Below are 23,547 nucleotides of genomic sequence, written 5' to 3'. Positions count from 1 at the left end.
AGCTCAACCTGCTCCAGTAACACTCGTAGGGGAACAGCAGCGAACGCACTCACATCGGCAGATGTGCGCACTGGATCACCGTCTGCGGCCGCGCGGGCCGCGATCTCACAGACGTGATGTGACCCGATGTCGTGGCAGGCATGCCAGCCAGGGCCGGCTGTGTTCTACCATGTCTGGCGCCGGTCAGGAGCGGGTGCGGGCGTTCGTCGGGTGAGCTGGACGGCGAATCGCCCGTCGTGCCCGGCCTGGTTGCGCGATCCTGTCCTTTTGGCCGCTCCTTCGAAGCACGCGTGGATGGCTGAGGCGATGCATCCAGCGTGGGACGAGCCGCTCCAGCGGTGTCTGCTGGCAGATCCCGGCCGGTCAGTGGGTGTCTGGTCTGGGGATATGGATGCCCGCGGCGCGGAGCTTGGCCTCGACGAGCGCGACCCCCCGGGCCGTGGCCGATCCCTGCTCTTCGCCGTAGTGGGCGATCAGGTGGTATCGGGCCGCGGCGTCGGTGCGGGCTTGCAGGCCGGTCACGATCTTCAGGTGTGCGGGGTTGGCGAGGAAGTGGTCGGCAATGGCAGTGGCGAGTTCGGCCAGGCGCGGGTCGTCCGGCTCCCATGCCGTGGCTTCGGTGGCGCGCTTGATCAACGCGACGAAGCGGGGGTCGTCGAGAGCGTGCTCGACATGGGTGAGGAAGTCGTCGAAGCCCTCGGGGACCAGGGCCCTGGCCAGCACCCAGCCCTCCCTGGTGGCCGCCACCTCGTCCGCGGGGAGGCCGAGGCCGGACAGCCGCTCCAGCAGCGCCACGGCGCGGTCGGGCAGCAGGGCCCGGTCTCCGTCGGCGAGCCGGCGCAGCATGTCACGGCGCGCGATCAGCTCCTCGATCCGTTCGGCGAGCTGCCGCTCGACGTCGGTGAGCGCGGCGGCGAACAGCGCGGCGTCGGCGTCGAGCAGGGGCCCGACTTCGGCCAGCGGCACCCCGGCGGCGGCCAGCGTCCGGACCTGCACCAGCCGCAACAGCTCGGCCGATCCGTACCTGCGGTAGCCGGAGCTGTCGCGTTCCGGCTCCTTCACCAGGCCGAGCTTGTGGTAGTGCCGCACCGTCTTCACCGTGACGCCGACGAATGCCGCCGCCTGCCCGATCGTGACTCCGTTCATCGGCAAAATCCTGCCTTGTGCTCGAGCTCGGCGACTACCCACACCACGGCCGAGCATGTGGACGGGGCACGCCGAACTCGTTGAGCTCGGCGTGCCCCGGTTCGCGTTCTACCTGATGCACGACCGGAAGGGGTCACCTCTCAAGGCGTACGGGTCACAGGTGTTCAGTCCGCCGGCTGAGCCGGATCGGCCTGGTCGCCGCAGAACACCTCGTTGACGAGCCTTTGCTGGGCGTTCTGGAAGGCTGTCGCTATGGACATGTCGGCGTCGCCCACCCAGTTCAGTACGGCGGTCAGGGTCTTGCTGCCGTCGGGCGTGCTGTACATCCACGTCGCGGAGCCGACGTTGCCGCCGTTGTGGGTGATGACGGTGCCGCCGCAGTCCGTTTTCTGTACGAACACTCCCAGCCCGTAGTCCATGTTCGGGATGCCCGTGGCGTGCGGGGTGCACATCTCGGCCAGCAGTGGGGCCGACAGGAGCTTGCCGCCTATCAGCGCGGAGATGAAAGTGTGGAGGTCCTGGCTGGTCGAGATCATGTCACCGCCGGTGGAGACCCAGGAGGGGTTGTAGCGGGTGACGTCGATCGTCTTCTGCTGGCCGGCTTCCTCGTAGCGGTAGTAGATGTGGGCGTGCGGCTCAGGGATCTCCGGCGAGGCGTCCGGCACCACCGTGCCCGACAGCCCGAGCGGGCCCAGGATCCGCCGCTGCATCTCCTCGGCCAGCGAGCGGCCGGTGACCTTCTCGATCAGCAGCCGGGCCAGCACGTAGTTGGTGTTGGAATAGCTCCAGCCCGTCCCCGGCTCGAACCGGGCCGGCTTGGACAGCGCCAGACGTACCAGCTCCTCGGCCCGGTAGGTGTGGAACCGCTTGTCCACCCACTCCTTGCCCGTGGTGCCGTAGGGCACGGGGATCCCGTGCACGATCGTCCCGTCGTCGTATACCTCGCCGGTGAAGTTGAACAGCCCGCTGGTGTGCTGCAACAGCATCCGCGCCGTGATCCGCCGGTCCAGCCCGAACTCGGGCAGGTAGTCGGCCGCCGGGGTGTCCAGCTCGATCTTGCCCTCAGCCACCAGCTGCAGCACCAGGGTCGCGGTGAAGGTCTTGGTGTTGCTGCCGATCCGGGCATGCCCGTTGACCGGCGGCTTCGCGGTTCCGCCCAGCTCGGCCACCCCGGCGCTGCCGACCCACTCGCCCCGCTCATCGTGCACCCGCAGCGACACCCCGACGAAACCGGAATCGACGATCTCCTCGATCGCCTTCTGCAGCTCCGGGCGGGTGCTCTTGTGTTGATCGGAAAGGGTGATCGTCATGGTGGTTTACCCTTCGAAGTTGTTATGTCCGAGTCGGCGTCGCGCCGCTGCGCCGAGCTTCCGCCCTGACCCAAGGTCAACCTCAACCGTGATTCAGCTCACAGCTGCAATGGCGTGGCGCTCACTCTGCTGGAGCACCTGCGCCTTCCGGCCGACGCCGCAGGCCTCGCCCAGCTGCGGACAGTCTTGCGCAAGGGCGCTGAAAACCCGCTACGACGACCCCGGCCTGTGGAACGTGCAGTAGCGCGTGCATGTCCCAGCTTGCCGAACATGATCGGATGCCCGGTTCTCGGCAGTTGCGGACGTCGGCCGGCCCTGGAGGCCGCCCGCGGAGCGTGACGGCTACGGCTGGTGGGGGCGCGCACGCTCGGCGGCATGAGCGGATGGCGAGGGGGTTACTCAGGCATCAGGCCGGTCACCAGGTCGCGCAAGGTCCGGGCGAGGCGGTTCCCGTCGCCACGCTCTAGTGCGTTCAGGACCGGTTCGCTGTGCAGAGTGGCGAGGAGGACGTGGGCGAGCATGTCGGCGTCGAGGTCCGGCCGTTGCTGGTGGACCAATGCGCTGATGTGGCCGTGCCAGGACCGGTAGACCGGATGCGCCTCGCGCCGTTCCTGTTCTGACGCGGCGGTGATGGGCGCCGCAGGGCCGAGGGCGGCGAGCAGGCCCTTGTTGCGGGCGACCAACTCAACCACAGCAGTGAGGAAGGCCAGGAGTCGTGCGCGCGGCGGGGCGCCCTGGCCCAGCGGCGGCGGGCCGGTGGTGATCGCGGTCTCCAGGTCTTGCGCGCGTTCCTGCATGAGTGCGCGCATGAGCCCGTACCGACTGCCGAAGCGGTGGAACACGGTGCCCTTGCCAACGCCGGCTGCCGCGGCCACCTGTTCCATCGAGATCTGCTGCGGGTGATGCCGGGTCAGTAGTTCTTCGGTGGCGCGCAGGATGGCCGTGCGGTTGCGAACCGCGTCGGCGCGGAGGCGTTCAGGCTCGGTCATGACGCTCCTCGACAACTGGACCGGCGGTCCAGTAGCATTCTGAATCGAAGTTGACTGTCGGTCCATTTTACGCGAGGGGTGGCCATGCGACGCGTCCGGTACTACGAGTACGGCGGGCCAGAGGTACTGACCGTCGAAGAGGTCGACCAGCCGGTCCCGCAGGCGGGACAGGTACTGCTGCGAGCCGAGGCGATCGGCGTCAACTTCGTCGACACCCGGTTCCGCCGCGGGCCCGGCAGCGGCAGCATCTTCCAGCGCCCTCTGCCTGGCCGCCCGACCGGTGACGTCGTCGGCACGGTCACCCGAGTGGGCCCCGGCGTCGATCCGCAGCTGGTGGGCCGGCGGGTTGCCGCGCTCGCCGAGGACGCGTACGCAGACTTCGTCGTCGCCGAAGCACTATGGCTCGCCGCCGTCCCTGACCGCCTCGATTCCGGTGACGCCAGCATGCTTGCCATGAGCGCCCCCGTCGCCCTGCGGATCCTTCGCGCCGCGCCGCTGAACTCCGGCGATACCGTCCTGATCCATGCCGCCGCCGGCGGCATCGGGCACCTCGCCGTTCAACTCGCCAAGTTCATCGGCGCCGGCACCGTCATCGGCACTGCCCGATCATCACGCAAGCTCGACTTCGTCCGGACCGTCGGTGCCGACGTCGCCATCGACTACGCACAGCCTGACTGGCCCGACCAGGTCCGCGCAGCCGCCCCGGATGGTGTCGACGTCGTCCTCGACGCGGTCGGTGGACCGGTCCTGCAATCCAGCCTTGACCTGCTCGCGCCCTTCGGCCGCGCCGTGGTCTACGGCGCCGCGACCGGAGAACTGGAACAAATCCCCGTCGTCAAACTCTTCGCGCTGCGATCCGTTAGCGGTTTCAACCTCACCGCCTGGCGCCATGCGAACCCGGACCAGGCGCGTCACGAGATGGACGAGATCGCCGACCTGTTCGCGGCAGGCCAACTACGCACCACCGTGCATGCCAGCCTCCCACTCACTGAGGCCGCAACCGCCCACGAACTCATCGAGACCCGCTCTCACACCGGCCGTATCCTGCTACTCCCAACGGTGCCCGCACCCGAGAACACACCCTCATAGGCATCCGCACATCGGCACGAGTGTGCGTCTGACGAACTGAGCGACGGCGTACGGAGTAACGGGGCGCCGCTGACCGGCGCGCACGGACGGCGTGAGCGGACGACGCGATCAGTACTGTCAGTGCACCGTTACGTGTGTGGTGGTCGGCGTGCAGAAGGTCGTCTCGTCCGCCTGATCCGGCCTCAACCCTGCCGGGTCATCCGGACCTCGAACTCTTGCTCGTAGTTCACGCTGCTGTCTGGATCGACTGCCATCTTCAGGTCGCCTCCGGACAGGTGTGTGAAGACCACGGTCCACGGGTTGCACTCCTGGTTTCCGGGGGCGAAGCGCATCGTCAGTCGGGAGTCGGTGGCGTCGCTGACAGTGAGCACGCCGCTGTAGCACGATGATGCGCCGCTCGCCAATTGACCCAGATGCAGGTCCTTGCCGAGCGTGGCCGTGAGCACCGCTCCAGAGTTTTGGATCGTGGTGGCCGTGCCCTGCCACTGGCCGTCGAACGACGCCGGGATCGTCGTCGAGTGGGCGGCCTGATCGAGCACCCTCCACGTGACCACGCCACCCACGAGCAGGGCGGCGGCCGCCAGTGCGGCCACGATCACCCGTCCTCGGATCGTCGCCGGCCACCAACGCGTACGAGACCGCGTCGGTGTGGTGCGTTCCGGGTGCTGACGCGGCGTCTTGGCCGTCGACGGGTGTCGGATTGACTCCGCTGAAGTCGGCTGCGGCGGCACATGCGCCTGGTGAACGGCCGGTTGGCTACGCAGCGTCTCGGCCGTCGGCGTGGCGGCCTCTCGTTCCGGTGTGCGGACCTGCGGCTCCGGCAGGCCCGGCTGCTGCTTCGGTCCGGCGGCGAGGGCCTCGGTCGCCGCGGCGATGACGGCGCGGCTGTCGTCTTCGGCGAGGTGTTCCATGGCCAGCCGCGCGGCCAGGGCCAGGCCGGCATGCTGGCTACGCATCAGGCGGGCCAGCTCAGGTACCGTGCCGGCGCGGATACCGGCGATGGGGTGGTCGATGGCCTGCTGGAGTTCGCTCGGCAGTGGCACCGGTCTGGTGACTGGCCGGGCACGGCGGGCGACGTAGATGTCGCCCTGCACCCCGAAGGTCCACTTTCCGGGCGTCTGGTTGGGAGTGACCACGCGGACCTTGTCGTAGACGTAGTCGTAGAGCTCGTCGAGCGAGACCTGGCCGTCCTGGTCACGATCGGCCTCGCCGGTATCCAGCCCTTCCACCAGGGCACTGGTGAACACCGACGGGGCGAGCTCGTACGCGTCGGCGAGCCGGTCGCCTTCGAAGGCGTACTCCATCGAGCTCGACGCCGTGATCACCGCTCGGCCTCGGCCGCCGAACTGCTCTTCGATGTTTACCGTCGTACCGGCTCTGGCAGTCATCCCTCGCTCGAATGCCCCCGCGTAGCAGCAGTCCAGCAGCAGCACGACGCGCCGCGACCGACTCCGGTTCATGCGCCGGTTGACGAACTCCGCGGCCACGGCGGTCGCGCCGAGCCGGCGCAGCTTGGTGTTCAAACTGGCGAAGTACAGCTCGCCGCTCTCGTCCTTGACGCCGTGGCAGGAGAAGTGCATGAGTAGCAAGTCATCCGGGCTGCGGTCGGCGAAGAAATCCTCCACCGTCTCGCCTATCTCGTACGACGGTGCGTCCAGCAACGTCGTCACGTCGAAGCCGCCGATCCTCGGGTTGCCCAGCACCCGGGCGAGCGCCTCGGCGTCGTGAGCGGGGGACCGTAGCTGACTTAGCCCCGGATCCTGATACTCGCGACTGGCGATGATCAACGCGCTTCGGGTACCGGTCAACACGCTCCCGTCCGGAGCCCGGCGCCGAAGCCACTGCTCGGTCAGCCGCTGGCGTTCTTGGGACGGCAGCCCGCTGAGCTCGAGAACGTCACCGTCTACGTCGACCTTGACGACCTGGTTCCGGCGACTCGTCAACCACATCGCTACCGCACTGACAAGCGCGACAAGCACGTCGGACCCGGCGAGGGTAACCACCAGCGTCCCCAGCGCCGCGACGTCGAACCCCCTGCTGCCCGGCGGCGCCTCCCCAGCCGACAACTGCTCCACCGAATCGACATCAAGATCCAACAATTCCTGGCGCAGCGCGGCGGTAAGCTCGGCCAGTCCTTCCTGGTCACCGCGCTCATCCTCGACCCGTAGCACCAGTCGCGTGATGTTCTCCACCATCGCCGCATCTCCCAACGAGTCCGCACACAGGCATCAAACCGGCACCTACCCGCCGTCCTCAATCGCCGGCATTCTAGGCCCGCGCGCGACAGGTACAGAACGGCGAACCGTGTCGGATCGGTGACCGCTTCACGCGCTCAGGTCCCGATCATGCGGCAACCCGCCTGTAACCCGCTCCGGATAGAACGGAGCGAATGCGCCGCCCCGACAGTACCCTCATCGACATAATCGTCGACGTCCAACATCCGCTCATCGACACGACCGGACGTCATCCGACGCCGAGGCCCGGCCACGGAGCGTGACGGCGCTGGTTGGTAGCGCCACGCACGGTCGGCGGCATGACAGTGCGCTTGCTGCCTCGCGGTGGACAGGGTTATGGCGGAGACGATGGGGCCTCCTCGTCACCTGAGCGTGCATGCGCGTGTCCATGGCGCAAGGCCGCATGGCGTTCGTCCTCAATGCGAGGCCGGCCGCCGGGGCCGTACCGGCGCCGACCGGGCCAGGTCGCGGGCGAGCGCGACGAGGTTGGCGGTGGCCGGGTTGGATTCGATGCGGCGGTACGCGACCGCCAGTTCGATGACGTGGGTGGCCGGGCGGGCTGGCCGGAACGCGACGTCGTTGCGCCGTAGCTGGGACACCGACGCGGGCACCAGGGATACGCCGAGTCCGCCTGCGACCAGGCCGATGATGGTCTGCATCTGAATGGCCTCCTGCGCGACGGTCGGAGTGAACCCGGCCCGGCGGCAGTAGTCGACGATCTGGTCGCGCAGGCCGGGGCCGAGGTGGCGGGGCGAGAGGACGAACGGCTCGTCGGCCAGCTGACGCGCGTCAACGACCCGGTCACCGGCGCGGGGGTGGTCGGCGGGCAGGGCGACGACGAGCCGTTCATTGCCGACCGCCTCGACATGCAGGAAGCCGGTGTCGGCGGCGGGCAGCGGCGGGCGGAGCAGGCCGACGTCGAGGGTGCCGTCGCGCAGCCCGTCGACCTGCTGGGTGGTGGTGAGCTCGCGCAGGTTGAGGGTGACGTCGGGATGGCGGTCGCGGACCGCCCGCAGCAGCCGGGGCAGCAGGGTGAAGGTGGCCGAGCCGACAAAGCCGACCGCGAGGGTGCCGGTTTCTCCGCGCCCGGCGCGCTGGGCGGCACGGACTGCGGCGGCGGCGTGGGCGAGCGCGCGTTCGGCGTCCGGCCGGAACGCGATCCCGGCCGGGGTGAGGCGGACCCGGCGGGAACCGCGGTCGAACAGGTCGACGCCGATCTCCGACTCCAGCGCCCGGATCTGCTGGCTCAGCGGCGGCTGCTGGATTCCCAGTTCGGCGGCGGCGCGGCCGAAGTGCAGGTGGCCGGCGACGGCGAGGAAGTACCGCAGATGCCGCAGTTCCATCCTTGCTCCCTCTCCCGAGTCGCCTGTGCCGGGCCGGGCGATACACGGAAGATATCAATTGGTGCGGTTTGAGATCTGCGACGTCCGGTAAGGCATACCAAGCCGGCATGGTGGCAGCATGAGTTCCCGCGCGGTCGCACGGCGGGATCCGTTCAGGAAGGAGTGTCCGCCATGCCCACCGGCCGTCCAACAGTGGTAGGGGCCGCCATCGCGGCCCTGGTCCTCGGCGGTACCGCCGCCTCGGCGAACACCCTCGCCGATCCCCCCGGCGCCGACCCGGTCCGCAGTCAACTGCAGGTGACCAGCGACCCGGGCGTCCGTATCGCCGTGCGGGAGGTCCGGCTGCGGAACCCGCGTCCGTCTCCCACTCGCCCGCCGGTCCTGCTGCTGCACGGGGCCCGGGTGCCCGGGCCGGCAAGCTTCGACCTGCCGGTACCCGGCGGCTCGCTCGCCGCGGACCTCGCCGCTGCCGGGCACCGCGTTTACGTGATGGACGCGCGAGGTTACGGCGGCTCGACCCGCCCGGCGGAGCTGTCCGAACCGCCGCAGGCCAACCCGCCGACGGTCCGTTCCGACGAGGTGGTGCGCGACGTGGCCGCCGTCGTCGACATGATCAGCGCGCGGAACCGGGCAGGCAACCCGTCAGGCCGGGTCGCGCTGCTGGGCTGGGCCACCGGCGGCCACTGGCTTGGCCAGTACGCCGCTGCCAACCCGGCGCGGGTCAGCCATCTGGTGCTCTATAACTCCCTCTACGGGGCGAGTGACACCCATCCGACCATGGGACGAGGTAGTGGCTACGAGGACCCGAACCGGCCCGGCCGCTTCAACGCGGCCAACTTTGGCGCCTACCGCACCAGCACCGCGGCGAGCCTGTTGCCGTCGTGGGACGGCAGCATCCCGACGCCGGACAAGAGCGTCTGGCGCGACCCGGTGGTGGCGGCGGCCTATCAGCAGGCGGCGCTGGATTCCGACCGGACCAGCAGCAGCCGCGAACCGGCGAGCTTCCGCGCCCCGTCCGGCGCTTTGGAGGACAGCTTCTACCTGGCCACCGGCCGTCAACTGTGGGACGCGAGCCTGGTGACCGCACACACGCTCGTGCTGCGCAGCGAGTACGACTTCTGGAGCCGACCAGAGGACCCGGCCACGCTGGTGGAGCATCTCGTGCACGCCCGCAGCGTGCGCAGTGTGCAGTTGGCCGGGGCGACCCACTACGCGCACCTCGACCGCGGCGACCACGGGCGCGACCAGTTCCTCGCCGAGGTGACCCGGTTCCTGAGGTCAGGCTAGCGGGCCTGCGGGCACGGGCGGCGGCAACGTCGGCGCTACGCGAGTCTGCCGGTCGCGCCAACGCTGGCGGCGACGTTGATCGCCCAGCGACGACTGGACGGCACCGCAATCCTCTACGTCATCGGCGTCGGCGTCCTCAGCTCGGTCGTGCCCCATGCCGCCGACCTGATCGGGCTGCGCCGCGTTCCCGCGCTCTTCTTCGGCGTGCTCGTGAGCATCCACCTGGTGCTCGCCGCGCTTGCCGGCATCATGGTCCTTGGCCAGTTCCTCAAGCTGCACGAATGGCCGGAATCGCCATCGTCGTGACGGCCAACGCCTTGGCCGTCCGCTCCGCGGCCACGGCCAGAGTGCAGCGAAACGCCAACACCGCCTGCGAAGGGCACGACGCCGTCGCCTCCGCCGAACCGTGCGCTGCCAGCCAACAATGGCCGGCCGGCTGCGGCGTGAGCTCGATCCGCGCCTGGCGCTGATGGCGTTAGCGGAACCGACAGACGCGCTCCCTTGTCGGCGCACTCAACTCGGCGAATCCGTGCGTTGAGTGCCGCGATCTCTCCGTTACACACCGTGACGCGGATTGCGGCGGAAGAGTGCACCGACTCGCCGGAGGCGAGCAGCGGGAGCGCCGTGCGGGGGTGGTTGGTGTTGCGGGCAGAATGATGGCGTGCCAGTCGTTACCGCCGTTCTCGGTGACATCACGACGGAGGTCGTTGACGCCGTCGTCAACGCGGCCAACGAGGCTATGCGCGGAGGCGGCGGTGTGGATGGCGCGGTCCATCGCAGCGGAGGCCCAGCAGTCCTGCGTGACTGCATCGCCCGGTTTCCGAACGGCCTCGCTACTGGCGACGCTGGATGGACGACGGCGGGCGACCTGCCCGCCCGGTGGATCATCCACACGGTCGGCCCGAACTACCACGCGGGGCAGCGCGACCGCTCCCTGCTGGTGTCGTGTTATCGGCGCGTGCTGAAGGTCGCCGATGAGATCGGCGCGCGTACCGTCGCATTCCCGCTTATCAGCACGGGCGTCTTCGGCTGGCCACGTGCTGATGCCATCGCGACGGCGATCGAGACCCTCGCGGCTGCCAGCACCCGGGTCGACGAGGTGCGGCTCGTCGCGGTCGAGGAAGCCGTGCACAAGCAGATCCGTGCGGCGCTGTGGCTTCGATGTCCGCCGCCTGTAGGCACGGGCACGGTCGGCTCCTTGTTCGAGCGTGAGCCGACTCAGTTCGGGCTGCGCGGCGATTCCTACCTGTGGCGAGAGCTTCGCGCGCGATTCGCCCACACACCGTTGCCAGACCACTGGTTCACCCTGCGGACGCTCCTCACGGACACCATCGAGCAGGTCGTTGGTGAACCCCTCGTCAGCCGTGAGTCCACCCCGTGGCATGACAAGAGCGCAGCGATACATGTCCCTGAGTTCGACCCAGGCCACGGCATGTCTGCCGGCGCGGTCCACCTTCCGTGGTGGGTCCACACGGGAGTGCCGATCCTGCTCGACCGCTACGCGGCACAACGTGAACCCGACGCGGCGCCGACCCTGGCACCTGCGAACTCGGTGGCGTTCCGATGGCCTTCCCCGCTGACGGCGGAGTTGACGTAGCCACCTCGACCAGATCGCTGCTCTGTCCACCGGGCTGGGTCGCGATCGTCGCGTTGGGCGACGCCGCCATCGTCACCGAGCCGGCAGATCGCTGCGCCGGGATCGTACGCAAGGTGCTGCACGCTTTGCCCGTCGAGGTACTGACCGACCCTGACCGGCTGCGCGCCGTCCTGCCGGTCGCCAAGGTGCTGAGTCCGGGCGAGCCTGGCTTACCTCGATCTGCTCCGCACCGACCAGGCCCGACGCCGGCGCGAGCAGCAAGCGGGAATGACCGAGCTGGCGATGCAGGATCCGGCCCGCCAGGCGCACCCTCCGCTGGAGACCGACGACAGTCTCACGCTCCTGCTGCTGTGCTGCCACCCTGCGCTGAGCCCCACCTCCCAGGTGGCGCTCACTCTGCGCGCGGTCGGCGGCCTGACGACCGCGGAGATCGCACACGCCCACGGGACGACCGAGAGCACCATGGGTGCGCGGGTCAGCCGCGCCAAGCAGCAACTGGCCCGCGCCGGCGCCCGCTTCACCCCGCCCACCGACACCGACCGGGACAGTCGGATGAACGCCGTGATGCAGGTGCTGTACCTGACTTTCAACGAGGGCTACACGGCCTCCACCGGCGACGAGCTCGCCCGCATCGACCTAACCCGCGAAGCCATCCGGCTGACCCGCATGCTCCGCGACTCCGTGCCGGACGACCCCGAGGTGACCGGCCTGCTCGCGCTGATGCTGCTCACCGAGTCGCGGCGCACTGCCCGTACCGACGGCGACGAGCTGGTGCCGCTCGACGAGCAGGACCGGACACAGTGGAATCCCGCACTGATCCGCGAAGGCACCGAGCTGATCGACAGCGTCTGGCGCCGACGCGAGATCGGCACGTACCAGCTGCAGGCGGCGATCGCGGCCGTGCACGCCGCGACCACGTCGCCGGAACAGACGGACTGGCCACAGATCGCGGCACTGTACCTGTGGCTCGAAAGGCTCAACCCGACCGCGCCGGTACGGCTGAGCCGGGTGGTCGCGGTCGCCCGCGCCTACGGGCCGACCCGAGGACTGGCGCTGCTCGACGACCTCAACCGGCACTACCAGCTCGATCAGGAACCCCTGACCCGACGACGGGAACGCGCCGTGCGCGCCCTCCTGCTCGAGATGACCGGCGACCCGACCAGCGCGGCGGCACGGTACCGCGAAGCAGCCGCCCTGACGGAGAACCAGGTCGAACGACGATACCTCCTCGGCCGGGCCCACCGCCTCGGCTGACTGTGAGCATGGCGGGGTCGATTCATCAGTGTGAGCTGACGGCTGGCAGTGGTGGGTGTGACTCTTCGTCTGACTGGCCTTCGCGCCTTTGACCGGACTTGTCCGCCCGCTGCTGCCAGCGCCGGCCCGGCGGGAGACGTTTGGCCTGATCAGGAGCTTGACCGCCAGGTAGCGGCCGGCGTGTCTCATCACAGTCCTGCCATCTCCGCACCGGACCGGACCTGTGCGTCCCCACGGGTGGCCCCGAGTCTTCACGGCGCGCTGCTGGCGGCCAGGGCGGCCGGCTATAGCCACGTCATCATCGACGGCACTCTGATCGAGATCGACCGCGTGTCCACGTCTGGGCCGGCTCCCGGGGTGGATCTTTGGTGGTCGGGCAAACACCACAAGCAGTCAGTAGCCACCCGTGCGCACAACGGCTCGCCATACGATCCGCCGTCATCAAATACGACCTTGGATCGATACCTGAACTTGTGCCAAGTCACCGGCTTTCTGGGCTGTCGGTCGGCCATACCGCTTCCAGGCCCTGGTCGGTGGCGTAGAACAGGTACGGCCGCAACTCGGGGGCGTATCCCAGGTCGCGACGCAGCGCGCACAGACGAGCTGACCTCGCAGCCAGGAACGGTTGGACGGCGAGCAGGCCCTTAAGATCCCCGAACGGCCAAGCCACACCCAGCAGCTTCCTTGCCCGCGCCAGCAGCTGAACTGCATCGACCGGAACCTTGTCTACATAGACGTCGGCGGTTGGCGGCAGGTCCGGCTGCGGGTCGGGGGGCAGGGCGAAACCGGAACGCAGCCACACCTCGAACACGGGGGCAACAACAGCGAGGTCGACTTCGCCGAGACTGCCCAGGTCGGCCCAAAACACCGGGCCCCCGCCACCGTCGCACCTGAGCAAGAATCCCCGATCGCCTTCTTGGCCAATCATGAGGTAGCCGGTGAGCCACTTACCGATCCCGTAGGTCGTGTTGCGCTCCAGCAGGGATTCCAGGCAGTACATGACCACCCCATCGGCGACGACGTCGTCGGTGACCGACGCCAACCACCGCTGGTAGGCGGCATCCGTCCGGGAAATAAGCTGCTCGACCATCTCCACCGCGGCCTCCTACCTGTCGTCACCAGCGCGGGCACGCCTGCGCCTGCACCGGCTGGCCCCAACCCGACACCCCGGAAGCCAACACCGTAGCCAGACCCGCACCACAGGAGTCATCATCAAAACCCAGCCCCCGTCCACTGTACGAGGGCCAGCCAGGAGGCCGGATCAAGCCTGCGACCGGCCCATTCCTTACCCACACCCACATGACAACGGTCAGTAGTCAACCCGTTGCGCGGAATTCCTCAGTGTCTGCAACGTCCATGCCACCGGCAGACAATCGCAGGCGAAAGACGAGAGCTGATCTTCGCTGGAATCTGAGGCGACTGTGCCCCTGCCACCCGAAGGCCGGCTGACGTCCGCACATCGGCACGAGCGTGCGCCTGACAAGCTGAACGATGGCGTACGGAGAGTGACGGGGGCCCGGGGTCCGGCGCGCCCGCTCGGCGGCATGACAGCGCACCCGATCTCAGCGCTGACGGCCTTGAAAGAATCGTGCACGTGCAGGCCGGTCTCGCATGCCGCACGGGTTGACCATTCCTGGCTGGTCGAGTCACGACCGTTCGGAACCCGAACATCAGCCGTCTGGCGGTGACGTCGCGTAGGTGCTGTACAAGGGGTCCGGATGCCGGGAGTCAGTCAGGATGCCGAGCCGTGGCGGCTTGGGAGCAGTAGGTCGAGCATGCTCTCGGCGAGCCAGGCCACGTAACGCTCGACACTCCATCCGGCCTGCTCGCAGAGCCGGAAGTACTGGTCGGGTAGCACCAGCAGCCAGAGCAGGTCGGCTAGCTCTGCGATCGGCCGGTCCTCGCGCAGGTCGCCCCGCTCGGCGAGCACCGTCAGGGCGTCACGCAACTCGCTGCGCATTCGCGTGATCAGGTCCGCGTACTCGGTGGCGACCTGCGGGTCGGCGGCGGCCGCCTGCTCGAACGCCCGCCACAGCGGTATCACCCGCGTGTTGATTCCCGTTACGTAGCCGGCCATGCCCCGCAGCCGGCGTACCGGATCCGGATCGTCGAATATGGCCTTCGGCTCGGGACGGTCGAGCAGTCGGCCCGGTCCGTCCTCGCCGCTGACGGTGAGGGTGAACGCCGCCAACAGCAGGTCCCGCTTTGCGGCGGTCTGGTGCACGGTCTCGACCGAGACCTGCGCCCGCTGTGCGATCGCGCGCATCGTTGTGCCGACGTATCCGCGCTCCTGGAAGCACTCCTGTGCCGCGACCACCACCCGGCGCCGAGTGGCGCTGGACTGCGCCTGGCGAGTCGGAGAGTGGTACCCGCGTGTCGCCATCGGGACAGTTTACGGCACAGTGTCGATGTACCGAATTACAGTGACACTGTATCGAAATTTCGCGATGGAAGGATCGGCCATGGCCCGGTATCTGCTCGCCAGCACGCCGGTGCACGGGCACGTCGCCCCGATGACAAACATCGCCGCCGCACTTGTCCAGGCCGGCCACCGGGTGCGGTTCCTGACCGGAGCGCATTTCCGCGACGCGGTCGAGGCGGCGGGCGGGGTGCACGTCGCGCTGCCGGCGGCCGTCGACTACGACGCCCGCGACCTCGACGCCGCGTTCCCGGGCCGGACGCAGCGCTCCGGCCTGCGCAAGCTGACCTTTGATGTACAGCACACCTTCGTCGAGCCGGTGCGGGCACAGGCCGAGGCAATGCGGGCGATGCTCGACGCCGAGCCGGTCGACGCCATACTCGCCGAGACCGGCTTTTTCGGCGTACTGCCGCTGCTGGTGGATCCGCGACCACGTCCGCCCGTGGTCAGCGTCGGGATAACCGTGCTGCCGCTGCTCAGCCGGGACACCGCACCGTTCGGCCTCGGCCTGCCCCCGTCGTCGAGCGCCGCCGGCCGGAGTCGCAACTGGCTACTGAACCTCCTCGTCCGCCGGGTGGTGTTCGGCCCGAACCAGCGGCGTCTCGATCGGACACTGCGCGACATGGATCTGCCCGACTTGCCGGTATTCTTCCTCGACTGGCCGCGGCTGGCCGACCGGTTCCTACAACTCAGCGTGCCCGGCTTCGAATACCCGCGGAGCGACCTGCCCTCCCAGATACGGTTCGTCGGCCCTCCGCCGGCGCACGACGCGATCCGCAACCGGACGCCTCCGCCGTGGTGGCACGAACTGCTCGCGGCCCGCCGGTCTGGTCGCCCGGTCGTTCACGTCACCCAGGGCACCTTGGATACCTCCGACCTGACCCGCGTGATCGGTCCGGCCCTACGTGCTCTCGCCGACAAGGACGTCTTCATCGTGGTCACCACCGGCGGACGCGACCCGGCGCAGATTCCCGGCGGGCTACCGGCAAACGCCCGAGCGGCCACCTACGTGCCCTACGCCGACCTGCTTCCACACATCGACCTGGCCATCACCAACGGCGGATACGGCGGAACCCAACTCCTGCTCGCCCACGGCATTCCCCTGATCGTCGCCGGCGACACCGAGGACAAGCCCGAAGTCGCTGGCCGCGTCGCGGCCAGCGGCACCGGCATCAACCTGCGCACCGGAACCCCGACCGCGCCGGCCCTCGCCGCAGCTGTAGATGCCATCCTGCGGGAGCCCGAATACCAGCAGCGGGCACGCACCCTGGCCGCCGAATACGCCAGCCGCGACACAGTTGCCCTGATCCACGCCGAACTCGCCGACGTCACACGCCAACGGTCGGCATCCCCGCCGCCGTGACCCGCCCCCGCGTGGCGCGCGTTGCGCCGACGTCGACATGCCATCGATCAGGTGCTGTTCTCGGCACGAGCGTGCATGCGACAAGCTGAGCGATGGCGGACGCAGAGTGACGCGGCGCCGGTGTCCCGCACCGCCCGCTCGGCGGCAGGTCAGTACACCCGATCAAGACATGCCGGGATTTCTCATCGACGGATGTGGAATGCCATAGCGATTGCTGCTCTTCACACCGCAGCCAACAAACGTACCCGGCTAGGCTAGGGACATGATCAGGTTCAGATCCGTGTCGTTCCGTAGCCTCTGAACCTTGTCACGGGCCGGTGCTCGCGTCGGGAGTGCGGGGCGAGGTCTTCGCCGTTGTGTACGACGTGGAAGCGGATGTCCTCGACGAACGAAGATCGTGACGGCTTTGCCGGCGTGGGTGCGACCGACGTGGATGCGTTGCAGGGTGATCATGACGACTCCCGTTGGTCGGGACGCGGCGTTCGACCCTGGATCGGGCAGGCCAGGGCGGCGGCGATCGGGCCGGTGGCGAGGCGGCGTCGCGTAGCTTCCACGCTGCATCGGGGGAATGGGCGACGGCAGCGTCTTGGGCCTGACCTGGCCGAATCGGCTAACGTTCGCTGATCATGAGCGAACACCGGGTAGGCCGCGACCGATGCCGCTACCCGTCCGCAGATGGAACGGCGGGCAGTCGGGGATGCGGCGCACGGCGATCCGGCCCGTAATCTTGTCGACCTGTCCAAACTCCTACGGCCGAGAAAGCGGACGGCTGTCCGCCACCTCGCCGCAACTTCCTGCCTGAGCCCGTTTCGTGGACCGAAACCCATTGTTCGGAGTTGATTGATTGGCGGCTGGAGCCAGGAGCCAAACAATCGTGCACGGGCTAACCAGGACCTAGTCGTCGCGACCGCAGCGCAGGTCAGACCAGGAGGGCAAAAGCACCACCTGGACACGCGGACGACCGTCGATTTAACGCCAGAAGCCATCACGTCCCAGCCGCAGGAGGTCCGCCTTGCCTATCAAGATTTTTCGAGCTGCACTGACTGTGATCATTGCCCTCACCGCGACCATCACCATGTTCCCCGCATCAGTACACGCGTCAGTCGTGTCAGCGGACGGCGGAATCGTCCTCACTGCGGCGCAGGATCGCGCCGCAGGATGCCGCGCGACTCCGGCGCCTGGCATCGGGCCGGTCAACATCCGAACTCAGCCCTACACCACAGCTGGGATCTACAGGACGTTGAATGTCGGGGAAGTCCTGAACGCAGGGTGCACGACGGTGACCGGCGGGCTATACAACTCGTGCCTCCTCGGCAATCAGTGGGTCGCGGTCCAACTTGGTTTGACCTGGCATGGTTACGTAGCCCGCGAGTGTGTCGACTGGTGGTACGAGAGCTAGTCCGCCTGGCGGGCGGCCAGGACCTGGTTGAGGCTCTTGCCGCCCGGCGTGGTCGTCGCGGGTGACGAGGCGAACGTCGTCGGCCGGCGACGGGCCGTTGAGGGATCCGAACCGTGATGCCGATGTTGGCGCGGCCGGCAAAGGCGACATCAGGCGGCTGTGGCGAGCGGACCGGGTCGGGCGATCGGTGGTTCATCCGGTCGTGGCCAACTGGTCAAGGAGTTGCCGCGCTTCCGGCTGGCCGAAGCATGGTTCGAGTTGCCGGGCTAGGGCGGTAATGTTCCGGCGGACCCGCGCCGAGCCGGTTGTGGTCGCCACGGTCAACGCTTCAGCTGCCACCGTGGCGGCCCGGCCGGGCTCAGGGCTACCAAGTACGCGAGCGCTCGCTGTGTGAAAGAGGTACGCGGCCCGTTCGTGCCGATAGCGGCCGGGCCAGTCGTTGACGGCGGTGGTGAAACTGTCGATGCCCTAGCGGATTGGTTTGAGGCGAAGCCATCCCTCCCCTTCCTGTGTTAGGAGATATGGCCGGGTACAGAAGGAGCCGACGGTGCTGTTGTCTGCGGTCGACGGGGCGCTCGCAGACGAATCTGTGGCCCGCTCGATCGCGGCCCGTTAGGGGAACCCGTTACGGACATGATGGTAGAGGCCTCGGTCGATGGGGATGCCGGGGTGCGGGTAACTGGTGAGCAGAGGGCGACTCGAAGCACGGAATGATCACGAGGTGCGGGTGGCGGCCCATGGGCATCAGGCAGGACCCGACCGCGCAGAATCCACGAGGTTGCTCTCCTATGTCGGCTCGCCTGCCTCCGGCGCACGTTTCGGGAGCAGGCGGGCGGCGGTGGCCCCGAGCAAGGCCAGCAGGTACGTCAGGCCGCAGGCCAGGCTGGCAGGTACGGCGAGCTGCACGGCCTCGTCGACCACGTTCGCCTCGCCGAGGCTCTGGAGGACGGCGAACAGGCCGCACGCCAGGATGACGACCTGCACGATGACGATGATGAACCACGCCTTGCGGATCGGTTCCTTCTCGACGACCCCCATGTACACCAGCGCGCACACCGCCGCCGCGATCCCCCACGCCGCACCGGTCACGATCCGCGCCGCCGGGGTGTACGGCAGATCCATGAGGCCGGCGATGAGCAGCGCCAGCGGCATCCGGAACGCCAGCCCGGACAGGAACGACTCCTCCAGGTCGGCCGGGCGCCGGCTCGCCGACGGTTCCGTCGCGCGTCTGAACGCGCCGACCAGCGAGAGCCCGCCGCTGATGCCCGTGCCAGCCAGCGCGCTCAGCAGGCTGGACAGCAGGACGTCACGGGCGCCCAGGTCGGCGAGGGCGAACACCAGAACGACCAACTTGACCACGACCACGACGGCGTACACGATCGGCAGGCCGATCAGGAATGCGAGGATCGCCGTGAAGGTCGCCTCGCCGGTGTGCTCGTCGAGCAGCGCCCACAGCAGCACGCCGATGCCGTACACCACGGCCAGGCCGGCCTCGCCATGCCCGCCCAGCGCCTCGCCCACGAACCACCCCAGCGCGCTCACTATGGCTACGCCGAGCACGCCCAACCCGATCAGCACGCCTATCAGTGTGCGGCCGGCTGTCCAGGATGGGATCTGGATCTTGGTGAAACGTTGACTCACAACCCACAGTCACGGGAGCCGGTCGGCCCTACTCCCCGTGCCCGTCGAGCAGGTCGCCGACCAACCTCCGGACGGTGACAGCATCAACGGCCCACCGCCTCTCGCCTGCCCAGCGTAAGTACCGAAACCGCCGGCCAAGACCGGACCACCACACAGCCACCCAACCCGGCCGCTACGACGTCCGCACCGTCACCCGCAGCCAGGCCGGGAACACAACCTTCGAAGGAAGAAGTCGGCCCCAACCCTCGTCCACGCCGCACAGGTTGAGGATCAAGCTGATCCGGCAGTACGAGATCGTCAGGAAGTGCGGGCAGTGGTGCTTGCAGGTAGCCGATCGCCGCATGGCACCGCACATGATGCGGATCCTCCCGCTCCCCGGCGGGGACTTTCCCCGGTACCCGGCACGACCGGCACGGTAACCGCTGGGTGCGTCAGTCCCGGGCCAGCAGGTACGCCCGGGCCGGGTCGATCGCCACGTTGACGTTGGTGCCCTCGCCGAGCGCCTCCCGGGGGTCCCGGCCGGCCTCGGTGACGGTGAGGGTGCCGCTGGTCGTCTCGACCTCGTAGTCGATGGTCGGCCCGTGGAACGTCGACCGCAACACGACGCCGATCCCGGTACCGCCGTCGGTGACCGAGGTCAGCCGCATCGTCTCCGGCCGGGTCATCAGGTACGCGCCCTCGTCGCCGCCCGTCACCGTCGGATGGGCCGCGGTACGCAGCCGCTGGCCGAGCGCGGTGACCGTGGCGTGCCCGTCGGCGACGGTCTCCGGCATCACCTCGACGAAGTTCGCCCGGCCGATGAAGTCCGCGACGAACACACTCGCGGGGCGCAGGTAGATCTCACCCGGCGTGGCGACCTGCTCGACCCGGCCCTTGTTCATCACCACGATCCGGTCCGACATGCTCATCGCCTCGTCCTGGTCGTGCGTGACGTAGATGCTGGTGATGCCGAACATCCGTTGGATCCGGCGGATCTCGGCGCGCATCGACCCACGCAGCTTGGCGTCCAGATTGGACAGCGGCTCGTCGAATAGCAGCACCTTGGGCTGCACCACCAGGGCCCGAGCGAGGGCGACCCGCTGCTGCTGTCCGCCGGAGAGCTCGTGCGGGCTACGGTCCGCCAGCCCGACCAGGTTCATGCTGGTCAGGGCCATCCGCATGCTGGTGTCGACCTCGTCGCGGCTGCGGCGTTGCAGTCGGAGGCCGTACGCGATGTTGTCCCCGACGGTGAGATGTGGGAAGAGCGCGTAGCTCTGGAACACCATCGCCATCGGCCGGCGCTGTGGCGGCATCGTGTCGATGACCCTGTCGTCGAGCCGGATGTGCCCGCTGGTGGCGTCCTCGAACCCGGCGACCATCCGAAGGGTGGTGGTCTTCCCGCAGCCGGACGGCCCGAGCAGGGTGATGAACTCCCCCGGCGCCACGTCGAGGTCGACCGCGTCGACCGCGGTCACCACGCCGGTACGGCTGGCGAAGGTCTTGGTCAGTGCCTCCAGGCGCAGGCTGCCGGTGCCGGCCTCGGTGTCGGAGGCGGCGGCCAGGTCGGGTGCGGCGGTGGTCATCGGTTCTGCCTTTCCGTGTTGGAGGCGACGCGGTGCAGGTTGGCCCCCGCGCCGACGACGAAGCGGATGAGCGCGAAGGCGGCCAGCACGATGGCGGTGAGCACGGTGCAGTACGCGAACGCCACTCCGTACCGGCCGGTGCTGGCGGCACTGAGCACCTGCGAGGTGATGATCTTCGTCTCCGGGGTGACCAACAGGACGATCGTCGAGATCGACGTCATGCTCCGGGCGAAGCTGTAACTCAACCCGGTCAGGAACGCCGGCCGGATCAACGGAAGCGTGACCCGGCGGAACGTGTACAGCGGGCCGGCGCCCAGATCCGTGGAGGCCTGCTCGATGTGCGGATGGATCTGGCTCAGCGCCGCGACCGCGGTGCGCTGCCCGGCCGGCAGGCTACGGATGACGTACGCGACGATGATCGCCGCGGCGCCGCCCGCGATCGCGCTTCCGCCGACCAGGCTCGGGAACACCTCGATCGGGCCGAGATACCGCTCCGGGCGGTACGCCAGGACGAAGCCGATTCCGAGCACCGTGCCCGGTACGGCCACCCCGAGCGTGCCGGCGAAGTCCAGCAGGCCGGCCGCCCGGCGCAGGTGCCGGACCACCAGCCAGGAGATGACCAGACCGAAGATCGCCGCGATCGGGGTGGCGATGGCCGCGAACACGATCGTGTCGAGCACCGCCTCCCGGCCGACACCGGCGACAACCTCCCTGAGGTACTCCAGGGTCAGCGTGTTGTCGACCCCGAACACCTTGGTCACCGAGCCGACGACCACGGTGCCGTAGATGCTCAGGATCAGGGCCGCGACCAGCAGCGCGAGGCCGTAGATCGGCCAGCGAACCCAGTTGTCGATCAGGTGCACGCTGCCCGACGGCCGGCCGGTGATGGTGGTCCGCACCTTCCGGCCCAGCCAGTACCGCTGGCCGAAGTACATCGCCAGCGAGGGTACGAGCAGGATCACGCAGTAGATGGCGGCGCTGGTGGTGTCGTACTCGCCGGTGACCGCCAGGTAGGCGCGACTGGCCAGCACGGTGTAGTCGCCGCCGAGCACGAGCGGGTTGGCCAGGTCGGCGATCGCCTCCACGAACAGCAGCAGGAACGGGGCGACGAGTCCCGGTGCCAGCAGCGGCAGGATGACCGTCCGCAGTGTGCGCCAGCGGCTGGCGCCGAGGTTCATCGCCGCCTCCTCCAGCGCCGGATCCAGCCCGCGCAACATGCCGAGCAGGCCGAGGTAGGCGACCGGGAACAGCGACAGCGAGAGTACGAAGACCAGGCCGTCCAGCCCGTAGATGTCGTACTCGAGGCCGAAGACGCCGTTGCTGATGACGCCGCGCCGCCCGTAGAGCACCACGGTCGCGGTGGCGACCGCGAACGGCGGGCTGACGATCGGCACCAGCGCGATCACGTGCAGGATCCGCTTTCCCGGAACCTTGAGCCGGGTCTGCACGAAGGCGAAGAGGAAGCCGAGTGCCGTTCCGGCCAGCCCGACCAGGACGCCCAGCACCAGCGTGTTGCGCAGGATCGTCAGGTCGACCGAGGAGGTGAAGAACTGCGCGTAACGCGGCAGTGCCTCCGGGGCGAACGCGGCGGCCAGCACCGCGACGAGCGGGACGACGCTACCGATGAACACCAGCAGCACGCAGGCGATGATCAGCAGCCGGAGGCCGAGGTCGAGCCGGCGCCGGCGCCGGCGGGGCGGCTTCGTCACTGCCCCACCGGGTGCCGGTGCCGGGTCCTGGATCAGTACGGTCATGACTTCGGCGCCTGTGCCACTTCGCCGTCGAACCGCCGGTTCAGGGCGGTCTTCGCCTCGCCCGCCTCGACCGCGTCGTACTCGACCATGGTGATGGTGGACAGGTCCACGACCTTGTCCGAGACCTTCGCGTCCGGGTGGGTCGGGAACTGGTACGACTTTACCGTCGGCCCCACCTCCTGCGCCTCGACGGTCAGCGCCCAGTCGACGAACTTCTTGGCACTCACCGGGTTCTTCGCGCCGCTCACCAGGGCCACCCCGCCGGTCTCGTATCCGGTGCCCTCGGCCGGGAAGGTGACCGTCAGGTCGGGGAACCCCGCCTCCTTCGCCGCGACGCAGTCGTGCGAGAAGATGATCCCGACGGCCACCTCGCCACGGGCGGTCATCTGGGCGGGCGCGGCACCCGACTTGGTGTACTGCAACACGTTCGGGTGCAGCTTGCGCATGTACTCCAGCGCCTTGTCCTCATTGCCTCCGGCGAGCACGACCTGGGTCCACAGCGCCGTGTAGGAGGTGCCGGAGGTCGAGGGGTGGGCGATGCCGATGTCCTTGGCCAACTTCGGATCCAGCAGATCCGCCCAGGAGTCCGGAACCGCGACGCCGGCCTCGGCGAGCAGTTTGGGGTTGCTGCAGAAGCCGAGCGCCCCCACGTAGACCCCGGTCCAGATTCCGGTCGGGTCCTTGTACCTGGCCGGGATGGCGCCCGCGTTCGGCGAGACGTACGCGGTGAGCAGGTTTTCGGCACCACCGGCGGCGAAGCCGTCCGCCGGGCCGCCGTACCAGACGTCGAACTCGGCGTTGCCCCGGCCGGCCTTGATCCGGGCCAGCGCCTCACCGCTGGACAGCCGGACGAAGTCGGCCTTGACCCCGGTCGTCTTGCTGAACTGCGCGGTGGTGGCCGCGCACCACTCCTCGGTCGCCCCGCACACCACGTGGACGACTCCGCCGTCCTCGGCGTCCGGGGTGCTGCCGCCGCCCTCCCGTGCGCAGCCGGCGGCGGACAGTACGACCGCCGCCGCCGTCAACGCCATTGTCCGTCTGACACCTCGCCGAAACTGACCCGCCATGAGGTCTCGACCTCCAAGGTTGTCCCAATGTTGCGGTCAGGTTATGCGCGGGTTTCGGGCGCGCCGGTGACAACAACGTGAGCCCTGGTGACA

19 protein-coding genes and 1 pseudogene are annotated in these 23,547 nt (G+C 68.7%); 8 read left to right on the top strand and 12 right to left on the bottom strand.

Annotated elements, in window-relative coordinates; all coding sequences use genetic code 11:
* Positions 1-363 precede the first annotated feature (363 nt).
* The 3 genes from ACFP2T_RS39470 to ACFP2T_RS39460 form a co-directional block, all read right to left on the bottom strand.
* Entirely contained in the window at positions 364-1,146 is a 783-nt protein-coding gene (locus ACFP2T_RS39470) for a MerR family transcriptional regulator (protein WP_377431549.1), read from the bottom strand.
* Positions 1,147-1,310: 164 nt separating this feature from the next.
* Entirely contained in the window at positions 1,311-2,456 is a 1,146-nt protein-coding gene (locus ACFP2T_RS39465; RefSeq protein ID WP_377431546.1) for a serine hydrolase domain-containing protein, read from the bottom strand.
* Positions 2,457-2,851: 395 nt separating this feature from the next.
* Positions 2,852-3,445 carry a TetR/AcrR family transcriptional regulator gene (locus tag ACFP2T_RS39460; protein WP_377431544.1) on the bottom strand — a complete coding sequence of 198 codons (594 nt, stop codon included), beginning with the start codon at positions 3,443-3,445 and terminating at the stop codon, positions 2,852-2,854.
* An 84-nt stretch (positions 3,446-3,529) separates the two neighbouring features.
* Between ACFP2T_RS39460 and ACFP2T_RS39455 the strand changes: the two genes are divergently transcribed.
* Positions 3,530-4,534, top strand: a complete 1,005-nt coding sequence (locus ACFP2T_RS39455; protein WP_377431542.1) for a quinone oxidoreductase family protein — start codon at positions 3,530-3,532, stop codon at positions 4,532-4,534.
* 182 nt (positions 4,535-4,716) lie between these two features.
* On the opposite strand, the gene ACFP2T_RS39450 is transcribed toward ACFP2T_RS39455, so the two are convergent.
* Positions 4,717-6,729 (bottom strand): caspase family protein, encoded by a 2,013-nt coding sequence (locus tag ACFP2T_RS39450; protein ID WP_377431540.1) that lies wholly within the window; start codon positions 6,727-6,729, stop codon positions 4,717-4,719.
* Positions 6,730-7,184: 455 nt separating this feature from the next.
* Positions 7,185-8,111, bottom strand: a complete 927-nt coding sequence (locus ACFP2T_RS39445) for a LysR family transcriptional regulator (protein WP_377431538.1) — start codon at positions 8,109-8,111, stop codon at positions 7,185-7,187.
* Positions 8,112-8,282: 171 nt separating this feature from the next.
* Between ACFP2T_RS39445 and ACFP2T_RS39440 the strand changes: the two genes are divergently transcribed.
* The 6 genes and pseudogenes from ACFP2T_RS39440 to ACFP2T_RS39415 form a co-directional block, all read left to right on the top strand.
* Positions 8,283-9,398, top strand: coding sequence for an alpha/beta fold hydrolase (locus tag ACFP2T_RS39440; RefSeq protein ID WP_377431535.1), 1,116 nt, complete (start codon positions 8,283-8,285; stop codon positions 9,396-9,398).
* Positions 9,399-9,473: 75 nt separating this feature from the next.
* Entirely contained in the window at positions 9,474-9,704 is a 231-nt protein-coding gene (locus tag ACFP2T_RS39435) for a DMT family transporter (RefSeq protein ID WP_377431533.1), read from the top strand.
* A complete protein-coding gene (locus tag ACFP2T_RS39430; RefSeq protein WP_377431560.1) occupies positions 9,680-9,868 on the top strand; it encodes a hypothetical protein in 189 nt (62 codons plus the stop codon). Before ACFP2T_RS39435 ends, ACFP2T_RS39430 begins: the two co-directional genes overlap by 25 nt.
* Positions 9,869-10,059: 191 nt before the next feature.
* Entirely contained in the window at positions 10,060-10,995 is a 936-nt protein-coding gene (locus tag ACFP2T_RS39425) for a macro domain-containing protein (protein ID WP_377431531.1), read from the top strand.
* Between the two features lie 267 nt (positions 10,996-11,262).
* On the top strand, positions 11,263-12,249 hold the full coding sequence (locus ACFP2T_RS39420) for an RNA polymerase sigma factor (RefSeq protein ID WP_377431528.1): 987 nt from the start codon (positions 11,263-11,265) through the stop codon (positions 12,247-12,249).
* Between the two features lie 240 nt (positions 12,250-12,489).
* Positions 12,490-12,633: pseudogene (locus ACFP2T_RS39415) on the top strand (IS5/IS1182 family transposase); the annotation flags it as partial.
* A 97-nt stretch (positions 12,634-12,730) separates the two neighbouring features.
* On the opposite strand, the gene ACFP2T_RS39410 reads toward ACFP2T_RS39415, so the two are convergent.
* Both ACFP2T_RS39410 and ACFP2T_RS39405 read right to left on the bottom strand, forming a co-directional pair.
* The gene (locus tag ACFP2T_RS39410) at positions 12,731-13,345 is read right to left on the bottom strand and encodes a hypothetical protein (RefSeq protein WP_377431557.1); all 615 of its coding nucleotides are present in this window, start codon (positions 13,343-13,345) and stop codon (positions 12,731-12,733) included.
* Between the two features lie 636 nt (positions 13,346-13,981).
* Entirely contained in the window at positions 13,982-14,632 is a 651-nt protein-coding gene (locus tag ACFP2T_RS39405) for a TetR/AcrR family transcriptional regulator (protein ID WP_377431526.1), read from the bottom strand.
* A 79-nt stretch (positions 14,633-14,711) separates the two neighbouring features.
* Between ACFP2T_RS39405 and ACFP2T_RS39400 the strand changes: the two genes are divergently transcribed.
* Positions 14,712-16,031: a glycosyltransferase gene (locus tag ACFP2T_RS39400; RefSeq protein ID WP_377431523.1), complete on the top strand. Its 1,320-nt coding sequence runs from the start codon at positions 14,712-14,714 to the stop codon at positions 16,029-16,031.
* 2,185 nt (positions 16,032-18,216) lie between these two features.
* Here the strand turns inward: ACFP2T_RS39400 and ACFP2T_RS39395 are convergent.
* The 5 genes from ACFP2T_RS39395 to ACFP2T_RS39375 all read right to left on the bottom strand — a co-directional run bounded on the left by ACFP2T_RS39395 (position 18,217) and on the right by ACFP2T_RS39375 (position 23,418).
* The gene (locus tag ACFP2T_RS39395; RefSeq protein ID WP_377431520.1) at positions 18,217-19,008 is read right to left on the bottom strand and encodes a hypothetical protein; all 792 of its coding nucleotides are present in this window, start codon (positions 19,006-19,008) and stop codon (positions 18,217-18,219) included.
* Between the two features lie 235 nt (positions 19,009-19,243).
* Positions 19,244-19,414 (bottom strand): hypothetical protein, encoded by a 171-nt coding sequence (locus ACFP2T_RS39390; RefSeq protein WP_377431518.1) that lies wholly within the window; start codon positions 19,412-19,414, stop codon positions 19,244-19,246.
* 88 nt (positions 19,415-19,502) lie between these two features.
* Positions 19,503-20,633, bottom strand: coding sequence for an ABC transporter ATP-binding protein (locus tag ACFP2T_RS39385; RefSeq protein WP_377431515.1), 1,131 nt, complete (start codon positions 20,631-20,633; stop codon positions 19,503-19,505).
* Positions 20,630-22,387, bottom strand: coding sequence for an ABC transporter permease (locus ACFP2T_RS39380; RefSeq protein ID WP_377431513.1), 1,758 nt, complete (start codon positions 22,385-22,387; stop codon positions 20,630-20,632). The genes ACFP2T_RS39385 and ACFP2T_RS39380 overlap by 4 nt, the downstream gene beginning before the upstream one ends.
* Positions 22,384-23,418 (bottom strand): ABC transporter substrate-binding protein, encoded by a 1,035-nt coding sequence (locus tag ACFP2T_RS39375; protein ID WP_377431511.1) that lies wholly within the window; start codon positions 23,416-23,418, stop codon positions 22,384-22,386. Before ACFP2T_RS39375 ends, ACFP2T_RS39380 begins: the two co-directional genes overlap by 4 nt.
* Positions 23,419-23,547: the final 129 nt, after the last annotated feature.

The organism is Plantactinospora solaniradicis (assembly GCF_042658085.1).
Classification (GTDB): Bacteria; Actinomycetota; Actinomycetes; order Mycobacteriales; family Micromonosporaceae; genus Plantactinospora; species Plantactinospora solaniradicis.
The sequence above is the reverse complement of the archived record's forward strand: the minus strand, read 5'-3'. Positions and strand labels throughout refer to the sequence as shown.